Annotated in this window: 12 protein-coding genes and 1 tRNA gene; 10 read left to right on the forward strand and 3 right to left on the reverse strand. The window is 68.5% G+C overall.

From position 1 onward, the window contains the following. The first annotated feature begins 21 nt into the window (after window positions 1-21). Together RWN05_RS09490 and RWN05_RS09495 are read left to right on the forward strand one after the other, a co-directional pair. Window positions 22-1,362: a CoA transferase gene (locus RWN05_RS09490; RefSeq protein WP_314139367.1), complete on the forward strand. Its 1,341-nt coding sequence runs from the start codon at window positions 22-24 to the stop codon at window positions 1,360-1,362. Window positions 1,363-1,422: 60 nt separating this feature from the next. Then, the gene (locus tag RWN05_RS09495) at window positions 1,423-2,085 is read left to right on the forward strand and encodes a histidine phosphatase family protein (RefSeq protein ID WP_071260372.1); all 663 of its coding nucleotides are present in this window, start codon (window positions 1,423-1,425) and stop codon (window positions 2,083-2,085) included. Here RWN05_RS09495 and RWN05_RS09500 read toward each other — a convergent pair whose 3' ends face one another. Together RWN05_RS09500 and RWN05_RS09505 are read right to left on the reverse strand one after the other, a co-directional pair. Next, a complete protein-coding gene (locus RWN05_RS09500; RefSeq protein ID WP_124769355.1) occupies window positions 2,086-2,358 on the reverse strand; it encodes a hypothetical protein in 273 nt (90 codons plus the stop codon). A 60-nt stretch (window positions 2,359-2,418) separates the two neighbouring features. After that, window positions 2,419-2,502, reverse strand: a tRNA-Leu gene (locus RWN05_RS09505). A 54-nt stretch (window positions 2,503-2,556) separates the two neighbouring features. Here RWN05_RS09505 and RWN05_RS09510 point away from each other — a divergent pair. Then, complete coding sequence (locus tag RWN05_RS09510; protein WP_064296913.1) at window positions 2,557-3,162, forward strand: ANTAR domain-containing response regulator; 606 nt, start codon at window positions 2,557-2,559, stop codon at window positions 3,160-3,162. A 74-nt stretch (window positions 3,163-3,236) separates the two neighbouring features. Here RWN05_RS09510 and RWN05_RS09515 read toward each other — a convergent pair whose 3' ends face one another. After that, window positions 3,237-3,659, reverse strand: a complete 423-nt coding sequence (locus tag RWN05_RS09515; protein WP_079002521.1) for a hotdog fold thioesterase — start codon at window positions 3,657-3,659, stop codon at window positions 3,237-3,239. Window positions 3,660-3,714: 55 nt separating this feature from the next. Between RWN05_RS09515 and polA the strand changes: the two genes are divergently transcribed. The 7 genes from polA (at window position 3,715) to uvrA (ending at window position 16,582) form a co-directional block, all read left to right on the forward strand. Then, a complete protein-coding gene (gene polA, locus RWN05_RS09520) occupies window positions 3,715-6,375 on the forward strand; it encodes a DNA polymerase I (protein WP_314139369.1) in 2,661 nt (886 codons plus the stop codon). 57 nt (window positions 6,376-6,432) lie between these two features. Next, the gene (locus tag RWN05_RS09525; RefSeq protein ID WP_079002523.1) at window positions 6,433-8,109 is read left to right on the forward strand and encodes a DUF885 domain-containing protein; all 1,677 of its coding nucleotides are present in this window, start codon (window positions 6,433-6,435) and stop codon (window positions 8,107-8,109) included. Further along, on the forward strand, window positions 8,106-9,092 hold the full coding sequence (locus RWN05_RS09530; RefSeq protein ID WP_314139370.1) for a DUF1731 domain-containing protein: 987 nt from the start codon (window positions 8,106-8,108) through the stop codon (window positions 9,090-9,092). Before RWN05_RS09525 ends, RWN05_RS09530 begins: the two co-directional genes overlap by 4 nt. A 174-nt stretch (window positions 9,093-9,266) precedes the next feature. After that, the gene (gene rpsA, locus RWN05_RS09535; protein WP_056005690.1) at window positions 9,267-10,724 is read left to right on the forward strand and encodes a 30S ribosomal protein S1; all 1,458 of its coding nucleotides are present in this window, start codon (window positions 9,267-9,269) and stop codon (window positions 10,722-10,724) included. Window positions 10,725-10,845: 121 nt separating this feature from the next. After that, a complete protein-coding gene (coaE, locus tag RWN05_RS09540) occupies window positions 10,846-11,475 on the forward strand; it encodes a dephospho-CoA kinase (RefSeq protein WP_071260194.1) in 630 nt (209 codons plus the stop codon). A 69-nt stretch (window positions 11,476-11,544) separates the two neighbouring features. Further along, complete coding sequence (gene uvrB, locus RWN05_RS09545; protein ID WP_064296918.1) at window positions 11,545-13,611, forward strand: excinuclease ABC subunit UvrB; 2,067 nt, start codon at window positions 11,545-11,547, stop codon at window positions 13,609-13,611. A 79-nt stretch (window positions 13,612-13,690) separates the two neighbouring features. Next, window positions 13,691-16,582 carry an excinuclease ABC subunit UvrA gene (gene uvrA / locus RWN05_RS09550; RefSeq protein ID WP_314139372.1) on the forward strand — a complete coding sequence of 964 codons (2,892 nt, stop codon included), beginning with the start codon at window positions 13,691-13,693 and terminating at the stop codon, window positions 16,580-16,582.

Consider the following 16,582-nt stretch of genomic DNA (forward strand, 5'->3'; position numbering starts at 1 on the left):
CGTGGGTCTAGCCTGATGTCCATGAACCGTTCCGTCCTCGTCGACGACACCCTCCGCAGCGCCGTGGGCCTGGAGCCGGGAGGCGTCGACCGTGAGGCGACCGGTGCGGCGGGACTCCTGGCCTCCCGATTCGCCGTCCTGGAGCTCGCCGCGGTCGCCGTCGGCGCCGTGGAGGATGCCGCCGACCGACTCCGCATCGCCCTCGGATACGAGCCGATGCACACGGCTCTCGACCTCGAGCGGATCGCCGCGGCCTACCAGAGCGACCGCCTGTTGCGGATCGACGGAGCAGCCGTGGACGCGTTCGCGCCACTGTCCGGCTTCTTCGCCGCAGCAGACGGCTGGGTGCGCACGCACGCGAACTACCCGCACCATCGCCGCCGCCTGAGCGCCATGCTCGGGATCGGCGACGAGGCCACCCGCGCAGAGCTCGCCTCGGCGATCGCCTCCCGCTCGGCCCTCGACCTGGAATCGGAGGCCGCCGGGGTCGGCGCACTGCTCGTCGCCGTCCGGAGCGCTGCCGAATGGTCGTCCACACCGCAGGCCTCGGTCGGTGACGGACCGCTCGTCAGGCGCCACGGTGGCTCCAGCGGCTCGAGGATCGCCTCGTGGGTGCGGCCCACGCGCCGGCAACCCTTGCGCGGCCTCCGCGTCCTCGACCTGACGCGGGTGATCGCCGGTCCCGTGTCCTCGAGGACCCTCGCGCTCCTCGGTGCGGACGTCCTGCGCGTGGATCCACCGCAGGTCCCCGAGATCCCCTGGCAGCACACCGACAGCGGCCAGGGGAAGCGGACGGCGACCCTCGACGCGTCGACACCGCGCGGCCTCGCGACACTGCAGACGCTGAGCGACGAGGCCGACATCCTGGTGACGGGGTACCGGCCACACGCCCTCGAGCGCCTCGGTCTGCGAGGTCGCGACGGTCTGGTCACCGGCTCCGTCGACGCCTGGGGTACGACGGGCCCATGGGGTGATCGACGAGGTTTCGACAGCCTGGTCCAGGCCGCGACGGGCATCGCACTGGTCGAGGGCGATGACGGCGTCCCGGGTGCCCTGCCGGCGCAGGCGCTCGACCACAGCGCGGGATACCTGCTGGCGGCGGCGATCGTCGACGACGTGGCGAGGGTCGTCGGTGGCGGTGATGCCGGCCGGTCGTCGGTGTCGCTCGCGCGCGTCGGTGCTGCGCTCCAGCGACTCTCGCGAACCGAGGAACGCCTGCCGTCCGACCTCCCGGGAGCGCGGTGCCTGGTCACCCACGGTGCGGTGACGACGGCCCGCCCCGCGCTCAGCGCCTTCGACGACCACGCGTCCCCGGCGGCCGTCCTGGGGAGCGCCGAACCGCAGTGGACCCCGCGCAGCTGATCCCGACACACTCCGCACCGGGAGATGACCGCCGTCCGGTCGCTCGCCTACCCTGGAGGTATGCGCCTCATCCTCATCAGACACGGTCAGACCTCGTCCAACGTCGCCGGCCTGCTCGACACCGCGATCCCCGGGGCCGTCCTCACCGAACTCGGCGAGACGCAGGCGGCCGCCCTCCCCAAAGCGCTCGTGGGGGAGCGGATCGACGCGGTCTACGCCTCCACCGCGGTGCGGGCGCAACAGACCGCCGCACCTGTCGCCGACGTCAGCGGGCTTCCCGTGATCGTCCGTGACGGACTCCGGGAGATCAGCGCCGGCGACAACGAGATGCTCGGGTCGCCCGAGGCCGTCCAGGTCTACATCGACACCATCGTGGCGTGGGCGATGGGCGACCTCGACACCCGGATGCCGGGCGGCGAGAACGGCCATGAGGTGTTCGCGCGCTTCGACGCGGTGATCGAGGAGCTCGAGGGCTCCGGACTGGAGAGCGTGGTGGTCGTGAGCCACGGAGCGATGCTCCGGTCCTGGCTCGGGCTGCGCGGGGCGAACGTCGACGGACACTTCATCGGCACGCACCCCATCACGAACACGGGCGTCATCATCGTCGACGGGGACACGACGACCGGTTGGCGGGTCGACACCTGGACGGGCGACGCCGTCGGCGGACCGGAGCTGACGACGGAGGCCGACGGTCCGGCCGCCGCCGTCGAGCGCGGCTTCTGATCAGTTCGCGTCGTCGGCCGAGGTCGCGCCGTCCGTGAGGAACGGTCCGGGCTCCTCGCCGGGCTGACCCGGCAGTGAGCCGACGAGACGGTCGAGCTCGGCGGCGTCGACGTCGATGCCCTGGTCGCTGAGACGGTCCGCCAGCGCTGCCCGGACGTCGAGGTCCGGGGTGAGGGACCGGTCTGCTGCGACCTGCACGAGGATGCCCTGGAGCCGGTCGTCGGTGCTGGCGTCGTGGACGTCCTGTCGCGGGTCGGTGTGCTCTGCGGTCATGGTGTCGGGTCCCATCGTGTCGGCAGGTCGAGTGCACCCGGTGGGCCATCAGCTCGTTCCTGGTACCGGTGGTGGGACTCGAACCCACACGTCTTTCGACAAAGCATTTTGAGTGCTCCGCGTCTGCCATTCCGCCACACCGGCGCGTCCGCCGCACGGCGAACAGCAACCTGCATCAGAGTACCGTAGGATTTGAGGGTGACCGAGCAAGAGACCCCTCCCGCAGCCCCACGGCGCGTCGTCGTCGCTGAGGACGAATCCCTCATCCGCCTCGACATCGTCGAGATCCTCCGCGACAACGGTTTCGAGGTCGTCGGCGAGGCCGGCGATGGCGAGACCGCTGTCGCCCTCGCGACGGAACTCCGTCCGGATCTCGTGATCATGGACGTCAAGATGCCTCAGCTCGACGGCATCTCCGCGGCCGAGCGCATCGGTAAGGCGCACATCGCCCCGGTGGTCCTCCTCACGGCCTTCAGCCAGAAGGAGCTCGTCGAGCGGGCGAGCGAGGCAGGCGCCCTCGCCTACGTCGTGAAGCCGTTCACGCCGAACGACCTCCTTCCCGCGATCGAGATCGCCCTCTCGCGCTACCAGCAGATCATCACCCTCGAGGCCGAGGTCGCCGACATGGTCGAGCGCTTCGAGACCCGCAAGCTCGTCGACCGGGCGAAGGGCCTCCTCAACGAGAAGATGGGCCTCACCGAGCCCGAGGCGTTCCGCTGGATCCAGAAGGCCTCCATGGACCGTCGCCTCACCATGCACGATGTCGCGCAGGCCATCATCGAGCAGCTCAGCGCCAAGAAGTAGCGCTCCTCCCTCGTCGCAAGAGCGGCCCGTCCCCTCGGGGGCGGGCCGCTCCGCTGTGTTCGGTGCCGGGCTCGTCAGGCGGTCGGTGCGTCCTTGATGAGGTTCGTGATGCGGATCGTGGAGCACCGTCGTCCCTGCTCGTCGGTGACGGCGATCTCGTGCACGGTGAGCGAGCGGCCGAGGTGGATCGGGGTGCAGACACCCGTCACGAGGCCCTCCGTGGCGGACCTGGTGTGCGTCGCGTTGATGTCGATGCCGACGGCGAGCTTGCCCGGGCCCGCGAAGAGGTTGGCGGCCATCGAGCCGAGGGACTCGCCGAGCACGACGTACGCCCCGCCGTGCAGCAGCATCGCGGGTTGGGTGTTGCCCTCGACGGGCATGGTGGCGACGGATCGCTGCACCGTGAACTCGGTGAACTCGATGCCCATCTTGGCGGCGAGTGCGCCGCTGCCCCTCGTCCGCAGGAACTCGAGTGCGTCGTCGGTCTCGTTCGTCATGTCCACCTTCGGATCGGGCCTGAGCCGTGTCGGCACCGGCTTGTAGGCTGGGCGCGTGTCGGAATCAGAAAAGCCTACCCTCCTCGTCGTCGACGGCCACTCGCTCGCATTCCGGGCGTTCTACGCCCTGCCGGTCGACAGCTTCCAAACCCGCGACGGTCAGCACACGAACGCCATCCACGGCTTCATCTCCATGCTGATCAGCCTGCTCAAGAACGAGAACCCGAGCCACATCGCCGTGGCCTTCGACATCTCGCGCCGTTCCTTCCGCACCCGCGAGTACCCCGAGTACAAGGGCACGCGCGGTGAGACCCCGGTGGAGTTCAAGGGGCAGGTGCCGCTGCTCGAAGAGGCGCTCAAGGCGATGAACATCACGACGATCAGCAAAGAGGACTACGAGGCCGACGACATCCTCGCCACCCTCGCCAAGCAGGGCGCCGAGGAGGGCTTCCGGGTCCTCGTCGTCTCCGGCGACCGCGACACCATCCAGCTCGTCACCGACGACGTCACCCTGCTGTACCCGTCGAGCCAGGGCGTCTCCGCGCTCACCCGGTACGACGGAGCCAAGGTCTTCGAGCGCTACGGCATCCGGCCGGAGCAGTACCCGGAGATCGCGGCGCTCGTCGGTGAGACGAGCGACAACCTCCCGGGCATCCCGAAGGTCGGCGAGAAGACCGCCGTGAAGTGGCTCAACCAGTTCGGCTCCCTCGAACAGATCCTCGAGCGCGCCGACGAGATCACCGGCAAGGTGGGGGAGAGCCTCCGCGAGCACAAGGAGAACGCGGTCCGCAACCGCCGACTCAACCGGCTCCTCACCGACGTCGAACTGTCTGTCGGACCGAAGGACCTCGAACGCCGACCGATCGACGCGGACGCGGTGGCGGCCGTCTTCGGGCGGCTCGAGTTCCGCACGCTGCTCGATCGGGTCCTCAAACTCGACGGACTCGAGGCCAACACGGACGTGTCCGCACCGCAGGCGGGCGGCGTGGTCATGCCACCGCAGAAGGAGCTGCTCGACGAAGAGCTCGAGGCGTGGATCACCCGTGCCGTCGCCGCACATCCCGCCGGGATCGGTCTCCACCTCGACCTCGACGGAGGCCTTCCGGTCGCGGCCGGCCTCGCGACGCCCACGGAGATCGTCTCGCTCGCCTGGCGTCCCGGTGAGGCCGACTACGCGCCGCTCGAGGCGTGGTTGGCGAGCGACGCCCCGAAGATCATGCACGACGCCAAGCCGCAGCTCCAGGCGGTCACGCGCGCCGGCCTGACGGTCGGCGGACTCGGCTACGACACCGCGGTCGCCGGTTGGCTCCTGCGTCCGAGCGGCGGCGACAAGACGATCGCCGACCTCATCACGCGCTATCTCGACGAGACGATGCCGGTCGCCGACCCGAACCAGCTCGTCCCCGAGACCGACCCAGTGGGGGTCGGCGGCACCGCCTGGTACGCCCTCCGGGTCGCCGAGGCCACTCGCACGGCGCTCGACGCCGGGTCGCTCGGCGTGCTGCTCGACATGGAACTGCCGGTCCTCCAGGTGCTGGCCCACATGGAGCTCACCGGGGTGACGGTCGACCACGACATCCTGAGCGGCCTGTCCGAGCAGCTCGGGAACCGGGCTGCGGAGCTCGCGAGCAACGCGTATGCGGAGATCGGCCGCGAGGTCAACCTCGGATCACCGAAGCAGCTGCAGGAGGTCCTCTTCGACCAGCTCGCCATGCCGAAGACACGCGCCAACAAGACGGGCTTTTCGACCGACGCCGGCGCCCTGGCCGATCTCCAGGAGAAGAGCCCGCACCCGTTCCTCGGGCTCCTCCTCGAGCACCGCGATGCGACGAAGCTCCGCCAGATCGTGGAGACCCTCGACAAGGCGATCACGCCCGACGGCCGCATCCACACGACGTACGTCCAGATCGGGACCAGCACCGGTCGGATCTCCTCGACCGACCCGAACCTGCAGAACATCCCCGTGCGCACCGAGGAGGGACGCCGCATCCGCGCCGCCTTCCAAGCCGGCTCCGGGTACGAGACCCTGCTGACCGCCGACTACTCGCAGATCGAGATGCGGATCATGGCGCACCTCTCCGGCGATGCCGGCCTCATCGAAGCGTTCAAGTCCGGCGAGGACCTCCACCGTTTCGTCGGCGCGCGCATCTTCGGCGTCGCCGCCGAGGACGTGACCCCCGCGATGCGCAACAAGGTCAAGGCGATGTCGTACGGACTCGCCTACGGCTTGAGTGCGTTCGGGCTCTCGAAGCAGCTGCGGATCTCGAGCGCTGAGGCGAAGCAGCTCATGATCGACTACTTCGAGCGCTTCGGTGCGGTCCGCGACTACCTGCGCAACGTCGTCGAGCAGGCCAAACTCGACGGCTACACCGAGACGATCTTCGGTCGTCGCAGGCTCTTCCCCGAGCTCTCGAGCCCCAACCGACTGGTCAGGGAGAACGCCGAACGCCAGGCGCTGAACGCCCCGATCCAGGGTTCGGCCGCCGACATCATGAAACGCGCCATGATCGGCATCGAGTCTGAGCTGCGCTCCGAATCCCTCAGCTCGCAGATGATGCTGCAGGTGCACGACGAACTGATCTTCGAGGTCGCCGAGGGGGAGTGGGACGCCCTGGAGCGCATCGTCCGAGCACAGATGGCCGGTGCCGCCGAACTGTCGGTACCGCTGGAGGTCCAGATCGGCCGCGGTCACGACTGGGACGCCGCAGCCCACTGAGCGCGCCCTGCGGGTCCGCACCCGGGCGGCGGACGGGTGCGGACTAGGCTCGTCGTCATGTCCCACGAAGAACTTCGTCAGAGCACACCGATCGACGCCATCGCCGAGAGCTGGGTGGAGACCCTCGTCCAGCTGAAGCCGGAGGTCGGCACCTACATCGGCCGCACGGACGTCGGCGGACGGTACGGCGACTACTCGCCGGCCGGGCACGAGGCGTACGTCGAAGCCGCGTCGCGCACGCTTCGCGAGCTGCGGTCCGCCGCACCGGTCGACGCCGTCGACCGCGTCACCCAGACCGACCTCTCGGCGGAACTGGAGCTCGACCTCGCCTCGTCGGACGCCGGTCTCCAGTACCGCGACCTCAACGTGATCGCGTCGCCGTCGCAGGAACTGCGCGACGTCTTCGACCTGATGCCGACCGCGACGGTCGAGGACTGGAGCACCATCCGGACCCGCCTCGGCGCGTTGCCGGACGCGGTCGACGGGTACATCGAGACCCTGCGCGAGGGCATCTCCCGTGGGATCACCCCGGCAGGCCGCCAGGTGGCCGAGGTGTACGAGCAGGTCCTCCGCACCGGCGCCGACGACGGGTTCTTCATCGGTTTCGCCGCCAACGCCGGACCGGCGGACGGGCAGCTCCCGGCATCCCTCGCCGCCGAACTCTCGACTGGTGCCGGCGCCGCAGCCGTCGCCTACAACCGCCTGGCGGACTTCCTCGCGCACGAACTGCTGCCTGCTGCGACCCAGGAGGACGCCATCGGCCGCGAGCTCTACGCGCTGCAGTCCCGCCGCTTCCTCGGCGCGACGGTCGACCTCGACGAGAGCTACGAGTGGGGCATCGAGGAACTGGCGCGCATGGTGTCGGAGCAGGAGGCGATCGCGAACGAGATCCTCCCCGGCGCGTCCGTCGAGGAGGCGGTCGCATTCCTCGAACAGGATCCGGCGCGCAAGCTGCACGGCACCGACGCGCTCCAGCGGTGGATGCAGGAGACGAGTGACCGTGCGGTCGAGGAGCTGGGGCGCACGCACTTCGACATCCCGCAGGAGATCCGCGCGCTCGAGTGCATGATCGCGCCGACGCAGGAGGGCGGGATCTACTACACCGGCCCGACGGACGACTTCTCACGCCCTGGCCGCATGTGGTGGTCCGTCCCCGCCGGCGTCACCGAGTTCGACACGTGGCGCGAGCTCACGACCGTCTACCACGAGGGTGTGCCAGGACATCACCTGCAGATCGGGCAGGCCGTCGTCAACCGGAAGACGCTCAACCTCTGGCGCCGACAGCTCGCCGGCACCTCCGGCCACGCCGAGGGATGGGCGCTCTACGCCGAGCGCCTGATGGAACAGCTCGGATACCTCGACGACCCGGCGGACCGCCTGGGCATGCTCGACGGTCAGCGGATGCGCGCGGCCCGCGTCGTCCTCGACATCGGCGTACACCTCGGCAAGCCGCTTCCGGACGGCAGCGGGACCTGGACCGCCGAGTACGCCTTCGACTTCATGGGTCGCAACGTCAACATGTCGCCGGAGTTCGTCCGGTTCGAGGTCAACCGGTACCTCGGTTGGCCCGGCCAGGCGCCCTCGTACAAGATCGGCCAGCGCATCTGGGAACAGCTCCGCGACGACGCGGCCGGCCGCGCCGGAGACGCCTTCGACATCAAGGACTTCCACCGTCGGGCACTGGACCTCGGTGGCGTCGGGCTCGACACGCTGCGGACGGCGATGCTCGGATGACGGCTGAACGGATCGTCGTCGCCGGCGCGTCCGGGTTCATCGGGCGTCGTCTGGTCGAGTCGTTCCGGGCCGACGGCGCCACCGTATCCGTCATCGGGCGTGGTGCCGCCGACGCGCGATGGGGTGACCACGCGGGCATCGCCCGGCTGGTCGACGGCGCGGACCTCCTGGTCAACCTCGCCGGGAAGAGCGTGAACTGTCGCTACACCCCGTCGAACCGCGCCGAGATCCTCCGATCCCGCGTGGACACGACGACGGAGCTGGCGCGGGCGGTGCGTGCAGCCGTTTCGCCTCCGCCGCTCTGGATCAATTCGTCGACCGCCACGATCTACCGCCATGCCGACGACCGCCCGATGACGGAGGCCGACGGTGAGATCGGTTCCGGGTTCTCCGTCGACGTCGCGACCGCCTGGGAGCAGGCGTTCTTCGCGGACGAGCTGCCCGGGACACGACGGGTCGCCCTCCGCATCGCGATCGTCCTGGGGGACGGCGGAGCACTCACCCCGCTCAGGTGGTTGGCGCGTCTCGGCCTCGGCGGACCCCAACTGGACGGTCACTGGCCCACTTCCCGATCGCGTCGTGCCGCCGGCACGGATCACCGGTTCGGGACGCCGGGCGGGCGGCAGCGGTTCAGCTGGATCCACCTGGACGACGTCATCGGGATCGTCCGGTTCCTCCGTGGCCATCCCGAACTCGACGGCGTCGTCAACGTGACGTCACCGAACCCCACCGACAACCGCGGATTCATGCGGACCGTGCGGTACGTGCTCGGGATGCCGGTCGGCCTCCCCGCACCCCGCTGGTTGCTGGAGATCGGGATGTCCGTCCTGCGGACCGAGAGCGAGCTGGTCCTGAAGAGTCGCTGGGCGTTGCCGGAGCGGTTGCTGCAGGCGGGCTACCGGTTCGAGCACCCGACGCTCGATCCAGCGCTGCGGGACATCCTCTCCGACCGCGGCTTGCCTGCAGACCCGGAAAATCGCTAGACTGGACTGTCACAATTGTGACGTCCTATCCGCCTGCCCGTCTCGCAGAGCGACACCGATCCCCGGATCGGTTCACACAACAGCATCGCTTCGATCAACGTCCGTGGTCATCCACGGGTCCGGAGCCGTGCGCGAGGCCGGCCTGAATCATTGTCCACCTGGAGCAATTACTACATGACAAGCGCAACGACCGCCCCCAAGCAGGTCGCAATCAACGACATCGGATCTGCTGAGGACTTCCTCGCAGCGGTCGAAAAGACTCTGAAGTTCTTCAACGACGGCGACCTCATCGAGGGCACCGTCGTGAAGATCGACCGCGACGAGGTCCTCCTCGACGTCGGCTACAAGACCGAGGGTGTCATCCCCTCGCGTGAACTCTCCATCAAGCACGACGTCGACCCCTCCGAGGTCGTCAACGTCGGCGACACGATCGAGGCTCTCGTTCTCCAGAAGGAGGACAAGGAAGGCCGTCTGATCCTGTCGAAGAAGCGCGCGCAGTACGAGCGTGCTTGGGGCGACGTGGAGAAGATCAAGGAATCCGACGGCGTCGTCACCGGTTCGGTCATCGAGGTCGTCAAGGGCGGCCTCATCGTCGACATCGGCCTCCGTGGCTTCCTCCCGGCTTCGCTCATCGAGCTGCGCCGCGTCCGCGACCTCACGCCGTACCTCGGCCAGGAGATCGAGGCGAAGATCCTCGAGCTCGACAAGAACCGCAACAACGTGGTCCTGTCGCGCCGTGCGCTCCTCGAGCAGACGCAGTCCGAGAGCCGCACCACCTTCCTCAACAACCTCCAGAAGGGACAGGTCCGCAAGGGCGTCGTCTCCTCGATCGTCAACTTCGGCGCGTTCGTCGACCTCGGCGGCGTCGACGGTCTGGTCCACGTCTCCGAGCTCAGCTGGAAGCACATCGAGCACGCCAGCGAGGTCGTCGAGGTCGGTCAGGAAGTCACCGTCGAGATCCTCGAGGTCGACCTGGACCGCGAGCGCGTCTCGCTGTCGCTCAAGGCGACCCAGGAGGACCCGTGGCAGGTCTTCGCCCGCACCCACGCCATCGGCCAGGTTGCACCGGGTAAGGTCACCAAGCTCGTCCCGTTCGGTGCGTTCGTCCGCGTCGCAGACGGCATCGAGGGCCTCGTGCATATCTCGGAGCTCTCCGGCAAGCACGTCGAGCTCGCCGAGCAGGTCGTGTCGGTCGGCGAAGAGGTCTTCGTCAAGGTCATCGACATCGACCTCGAGCGTCGCCGTATCTCGCTGAGCCTCAAGCAGGCCAACGAGGGTGTCGACCCCGAGGGCACCGAGTTCGACCCGGCCCTCTACGGCATGCTCACGGAGTACGACGAGCTCGGGAACTACAAGTACCCCGAGGGCTTCGACGCCGAGACGCAGGAGTGGAAGGAAGGCTTCGACGCCGAGCGCGAGAAGTGGGAGCAGGACTACGCTGCCGCCCAGGCTCGTTGGGAAGCGCACAAGAAGCAGGTCGCTGCCGCAGCCGTCGAAGAGGCCAACCAGGCTTCCTCCTCGACCGCGTCCTCGTCGGCCGGTTCCTCGTTCTCGAGCGACTCCGCCGGCGGCGGCACGCTCGCTGACGACGAGTCCCTCGCGGCCCTCCGCGAGAAGCTCTCGAGCAACTAGTCCCATCAGCACCGACCAGCGTCGGTGTCCAGCAGGGGGTCGCCTTCGGGCGGCCCCCTGCTGCGTTGTGCGAGGGGCGCTCGTCGAAGGCGCTGCACGCTCCGCGGGTACGCTGGCTGATATGTACCTCATCGGCCTCACCGGCGGGATCGCCTCCGGCAAATCGACCATCGCGGCCCGGCTCGCTGAACACGGCGCCGTCGTCATCGACGCGGACGTCCTCTCACGAGAGGCCGTCGAGCCGGGGACCCCGGGACTGGCCGCCATCGCGGAGCGCTTCGGTGCCGACGTGATCGGGCCCGACGGAGCACTCGACCGCGCGGCGCTCGGCTCGATCGTCTTCGCCGACGACCAGGCGCGGGCCGACCTCAACGCCATCGTGCACCCGGAGGTCAAACGGCGTTCACAGGCCCGGATCGCCGAAGCCTCGAACGACCCCGGTGCCGTCGTCGTCTACGACGTCCCGCTGCTCGTCGAGACCGGCCGCGCCGACGAGTTCGACCTCGTGGTCGTCGCCGCAGCTCCGGAGGGGGAGCGCGCCCGTCGGCTCGTCGACCTCCGCGGGCTCGACCGGGGCGAGGCGGAACGACGCATCGCGGCCCAAGCGACCGAGGAGCAGCGCGCAGCCGTCGCCGACGTGGTGATCGACACTTCCGGCTCGCTCGAGCACACCCTCAGCCAGGTCGACGCGGTCTGGCACCGCGCCGCCGCGATGGCCGTACCGGCGCCCGACCGCCAGGACGGCGTCTGAGCGCGCCGCCCCGCTCCGCTGTGGGCGAAGCGGGGCGGCGGTGTCGGTGGTCCTCCGTAGACTCGGAGCATGGAACCAACACGCGCCGTCCGCCCCTTCGAGGTGATCAGCGAGTACGAGCCGAGCGGCGATCAGCCCGCCGCCATCGAGCAGCTGTCCGGGCGCATCAACGCCGGCGAGACCGATGTCGTCCTCCTGGGTGCCACCGGTACCGGTAAGTCCGCGACGACCGCCTGGCTCATCGAAGCCGTCCAGCGCCCGACGCTCGTCCTGGCGCACAACAAGACCCTCGCGGCCCAGCTGGCGAACGAGTTCCGCGAACTCATGCCGAACAACGCGGTCGAGTACTTCGTCTCCTACTACGACTACTACCAGCCCGAGGCGTACGTCCCGCAGACCGACACCTTCATCGAGAAGGACTCGTCCATCAACGCCGAGGTCGAGCGGCTGCGGCACTCGACCACCAACTCGCTGCTGAGCCGTCGCGACGTCATCGTCGTGTCGACCGTGTCGTGCATCTACGGTCTCGGTGCGGCGGAGGAGTACCTGGAGGCGATGGCGGCGCTGCAGGTCGGGCAGAACATCGGGCGCGACCGCCTCATCCGCAAGTTCGTCGGCATGCAGTACAACCGCAACGACGTCGACTTCTCGCGGGGCAACTTCCGTGTGCGCGGCGACACCATCGAGATCATCCCGGTCTACGAGGAGCTCGCGATCCGCATCGAGTTCTTCGGCGACGAGATCGAGGCCCTCTACGCCCTGCACCCGCTCACCGGCGACGTCGTGAAGAGGCTCGACGCGGTGTCGGTGTTCCCGGCCTCCCACTACGCCGCCAGCCCGCAGACGATCCAGCGCGCCATCGGCACCATCCAGGAAGAACTGGCGGAGCGGCTCCAGTCGCTCGAACGCGAGGGCAAGCTCCTCGAGGCGCAGCGACTCCGCATGCGCACCACCTTCGACCTCGAGATGATGCAGCAGATCGGCTTCTGCTCCGGCATCGAGAACTACTCGCGCCACATCGACGGCCGCTCGGCCGGCGAGGCACCGAACTGCCTCCTCGACTACTTCCCAGACGACTTCCTCACCGTCATCGACGAGTCGCATGTCACCGTTCCGCAGATCGGCGCGATGTTCGAGGGCGACGCCTCCCGCAAGCGCACCCTGGTCGAGCACGGGTTCCGACTCCCGAGCGCGATGGACAACCGCCCGCTCCGGTGGGACGAATTCAAGAACCGCGTCGGCCAGACGGTGTACCTCTCGGCGACGCCGGGCAAGTACGAGATGGGCATCGCGGACGGCATCGTCGAGCAGATCATCCGCCCGACCGGCCTCGTCGACCCGGCGATCATCGTGAAGCCCTCCAACGGCCAGATCGACGACCTCCTCGAGGAGATCCGGGTCCGCGCCGAACGCGACGAGCGCGTCCTCGTGACCACCCTCACCAAGAAGATGGCGGAGGAGCTCACCGACTTCCTGACGGAGGCCGGCGTGCGCGTCCGCTACCTGCACTCCGACGTCGACACCCTCCGGCGGGTCGAGCTGCTGAGCGAACTCCGGCAGGGCGTCTACGACGTCCTCATCGGCATCAACCTGCTGCGCGAGGGGCTCGACCTCCCGGAGGTCTCGCTGGTGGCGATCCTCGACGCCGACAAGGAGGGCTTCCTCCGCTCGTCGACCTCGCTCATCCAGACCATCGGTCGTGCCGCCCGCAACGTGTCCGGCGAGGTCCACATGTACGCCGACGTCCTGACCGACTCGATGAAGCGCGCGATCGAGGAGACAGACCGTCGCCGGGAGAAGCAGATCGCCTACAACGAGGAGCGCGGCATCGATCCGCAGCCGTTGCGCAAGCGCATCGCCGACATCACCGAGGCGCTCGCCCGAGAAGGTGCGGACACCGCGGCGTTGCTCGCCGGACGCGACAACGGCAAGAAGAAGAGTCCGACGCCGAACCTGCGTCGGGAGGGCATCGCCGCCGAGGGCGCGAACGACCTGGAGTCGATCATCGCCGACCTCAACGCCCAGATGCTGGCCGCCGCGGCCGAACTCAAGTTCGAACTCGCCGGCCGCCTCCGCGACGAGGTCTCCGAACTCAAGCAGGAACTCCGACAGATGGCCAAGGCCGGGCACATCTAGTCCGCCGCTTCGCTGAGAGCGCAGTACCACAGACACCGCTCGGGAGTCCGGTGTCGGTGGTGCTGCGTAGACTCGAAGGGTGTCAATTGCCAAGGTAGATCACCACTCCACGCTCAGCGTCCGCGGTGCCCGCGTCCACAATCTTCAGAACGTCGACCTCGAGATCCCACGCGACTCGCTCGTCGTCTTCACGGGTCTTTCGGGCTCGGGGAAGTCCTCGCTCGCCTTCGACACGATCTTCGCCGAGGGCCAGCGACGCTACGTCGAGTCGCTCTCGGCGTACGCCCGCCAGTTCCTCGGTCAGGTCGACCGCCCGGACGTCGACTTCATCGAGGGCCTGAGCCCTGCGGTCTCGATCGACCAGAAGTCCACGAACCGCAACCCGCGGTCGACCGTCGGGACGATCACCGAGGTCTACGACTACATGCGGCTGCTCTGGGCGCGCATCGGGGTCCCGCACTGCCCGGTCTGCGGCGAGGTCATCCAACGCCAGACGGTGCAGCAGATCGCCGACCAGCTGATGGAGCTCGAGGAGCGACGCCGGTACCAGATCGTCGCCCCCGTCGTGAGCCAGAAGAAGGGCGAGTTCGTCGACCTCTTCAAGGAGCTCTCGGCCAAGGGCTTCGCACGCGCCATCGTCGACGGCGAGGCGATCCAGCTGGCGGAGCCGCCGACGCTCAAGAAGCAGGTCAAGCACGACATCGCGGTCGTCGTCGACCGCCTCGTCGCCGGGCCCGAGATCCTCGGCCGCCTGACGGACTCCCTCGAGACGGCACTGCAGCTCACCGACGGCCTCGTGACGATCAACTTCGTCGACGAGGAGGGCGACGAAGCCTGGCGCACCTTCTCCGAGAAGCTCTCCTGCCCGAACAACCACCCGCTGCAGCTGACCGAGATCGAGCCGCGGACGTTCTCGTTCAACGCCCCGTTCGGTGCCTGCCCGGAGTGCTCCGGCCTCGGCACGCGCATGTCGGTCGACGCGGAGCTGCTCCTCGGCGACGAGGAACTCAGCATCAACGAGGGCGTCATCGTGCCCTGGACCACGCAGGGCAAGGGGCTCTACCAGTACTACGAGAAGCTGCTCGACGGGCTGGCCCGCGACCTCGACTTCTCGCTCGACACCCCCTGGCGCGACCTGCCCTCCAAGGTCCAGGAGGCGGTACTCCGCGGCGACAACTTCAAGGTCAAGGTCAAGTGGAAGAACCGCTTCGGCCGTGAGATGAGCTACTCCTCGGGCTTCGAGGGCGTCATCCCCTACATCGAGCGGCAGTACCTCCAGGCCGACACCGACAGCCAACGGGTGCGGTGGTCGGAGTATCTGCGCGAAGTCCCGTGCCAGGTCTGCGGCGGTCGTCGCCTGAAGCCCGAGGTGCTCTCGGTCCTGATCCACGATCACAGCATCGCGGAGGTCGCCGAGCTGAGCCTCTCCGACGCCCGGAAGTTCATGGACCGCCTCGAACTGAGCGACCGCGAGGCCCACATCGCGGCGCAGGTGCTCCGTGAGATCAAGGTGCGCCTCGACTTCCTCATCCAGGTCGGGCTCAACTACCTCGACCTGGCCAGGACCGCCGGCTCCCTCTCGGGTGGTGAGGCGCAGCGCATCCGCCTCGCGACGCAGATCGGCTCGGGCCTCACCGGCGTGCTCTACGTCCTCGACGAACCGAGCATCGGCCTGCACCAGCGCGACAACCGCCGACTCATCGAGACCCTCGTCGCCCTCCGCGACCTCGGCAACACGCTGATCGTCGTCGAGCACGACGAGGACACCATCCGCACCGCCGACTGGATCGTCGACATCGGTCCCGGCGCGGGCGTCAACGGCGGCCGTGTCGTGCACTCCGGATCGTACGAGGCGCTCGAGGCCAACACCGAGTCCCTCACCGGTGACTACCTCTCCGGCCGCAAGGCCATCGAGATCCCGGCGAAGCGTCGCCCGATCGACACGAAGCGTCAGATCCAGGTGATCGGAGCGCAGGCGAACAACCTGAAGAAGGTCAGCGCGGACTTCCCGCTCGGAGTCCTCACCGCCGTCACCGGCGTGAGCGGCTCCGGGAAGTCCTCGCTGGTCAACGACGTCCTGTACCGGGTCCTGGCGAACAAGCTGAACGGCGCGCGCAAGCTGCCCGGCAAGCACACCAGGGTCACGGGTCTGGAGCACCTCGACAAGGTGGTCCACGTCGACCAGGCGCCCATCGGCCGCACCCCTCGCTCGAACCCCGCCACGTACACCGGCGTCTTCGACAAGATCCGCAACCTCTTCGCGGAGACGCAGGAGGCCAAGGTCCGCGGCTACCTCGCCGGGCGGTTCAGCTTCAACGTCAAGGGCGGCCGCTGTGAGGCCTGCTCGGGCGACGGCACAATCAAGATCGAGATGAACTTCCTGCCCGACGTCTACGTCGCCTGCGAGGTGTGCGGGGGAGCGCGGTACAACCGCGACACCCTGACCATCCACTACAAGGGCAAGAACATCGCCGAGGTGCTCGACATGCCGATCGCCGAGGCTGCCGACTTCTTCGAGCCGATCTCCTCGATCCACCGGTTCCTCAAGACGCTCGTCGAGGTCGGCCTGGGCTATGTCCGTCTCGGCCAGAGCGCCACGACCCTGTCCGGCGGCGAAGCCCAACGCGTCAAGCTCGCGACGGAGCTGCAGCGGCGGAGCAACGGGCGCAGCGTCTACGTCCTCGACGAGCCGACCACGGGTCTGCACTTCGAAGACGTCCGGAAGCTGCTGCTCGTCCTCGGCGGGCTCGTCGACAAGGGCAACACGGTCATCGTGATCGAGCACAACCTCGACGTCATCAAGTCCGCCGACTGGCTCATCGACATGGGCCCCGAGGGTGGAGCCGGTGGCGGGACGGTCCTCGCCGCGGGAACACCCGAGCACCTCGCGACGGTCCCCGGCAGCCACACGGGCTTCTTCCTGAACGAACTGTTCGAGGCAGAGGCCGGCGGCAGCCGCAAGGCGGGCTGA

This window comes from uncultured Plantibacter sp., from assembly GCF_963518075.1.
GTDB classification, from domain to species: domain Bacteria; phylum Actinomycetota; class Actinomycetes; order Actinomycetales; family Microbacteriaceae; genus Plantibacter; species Plantibacter flavus_A.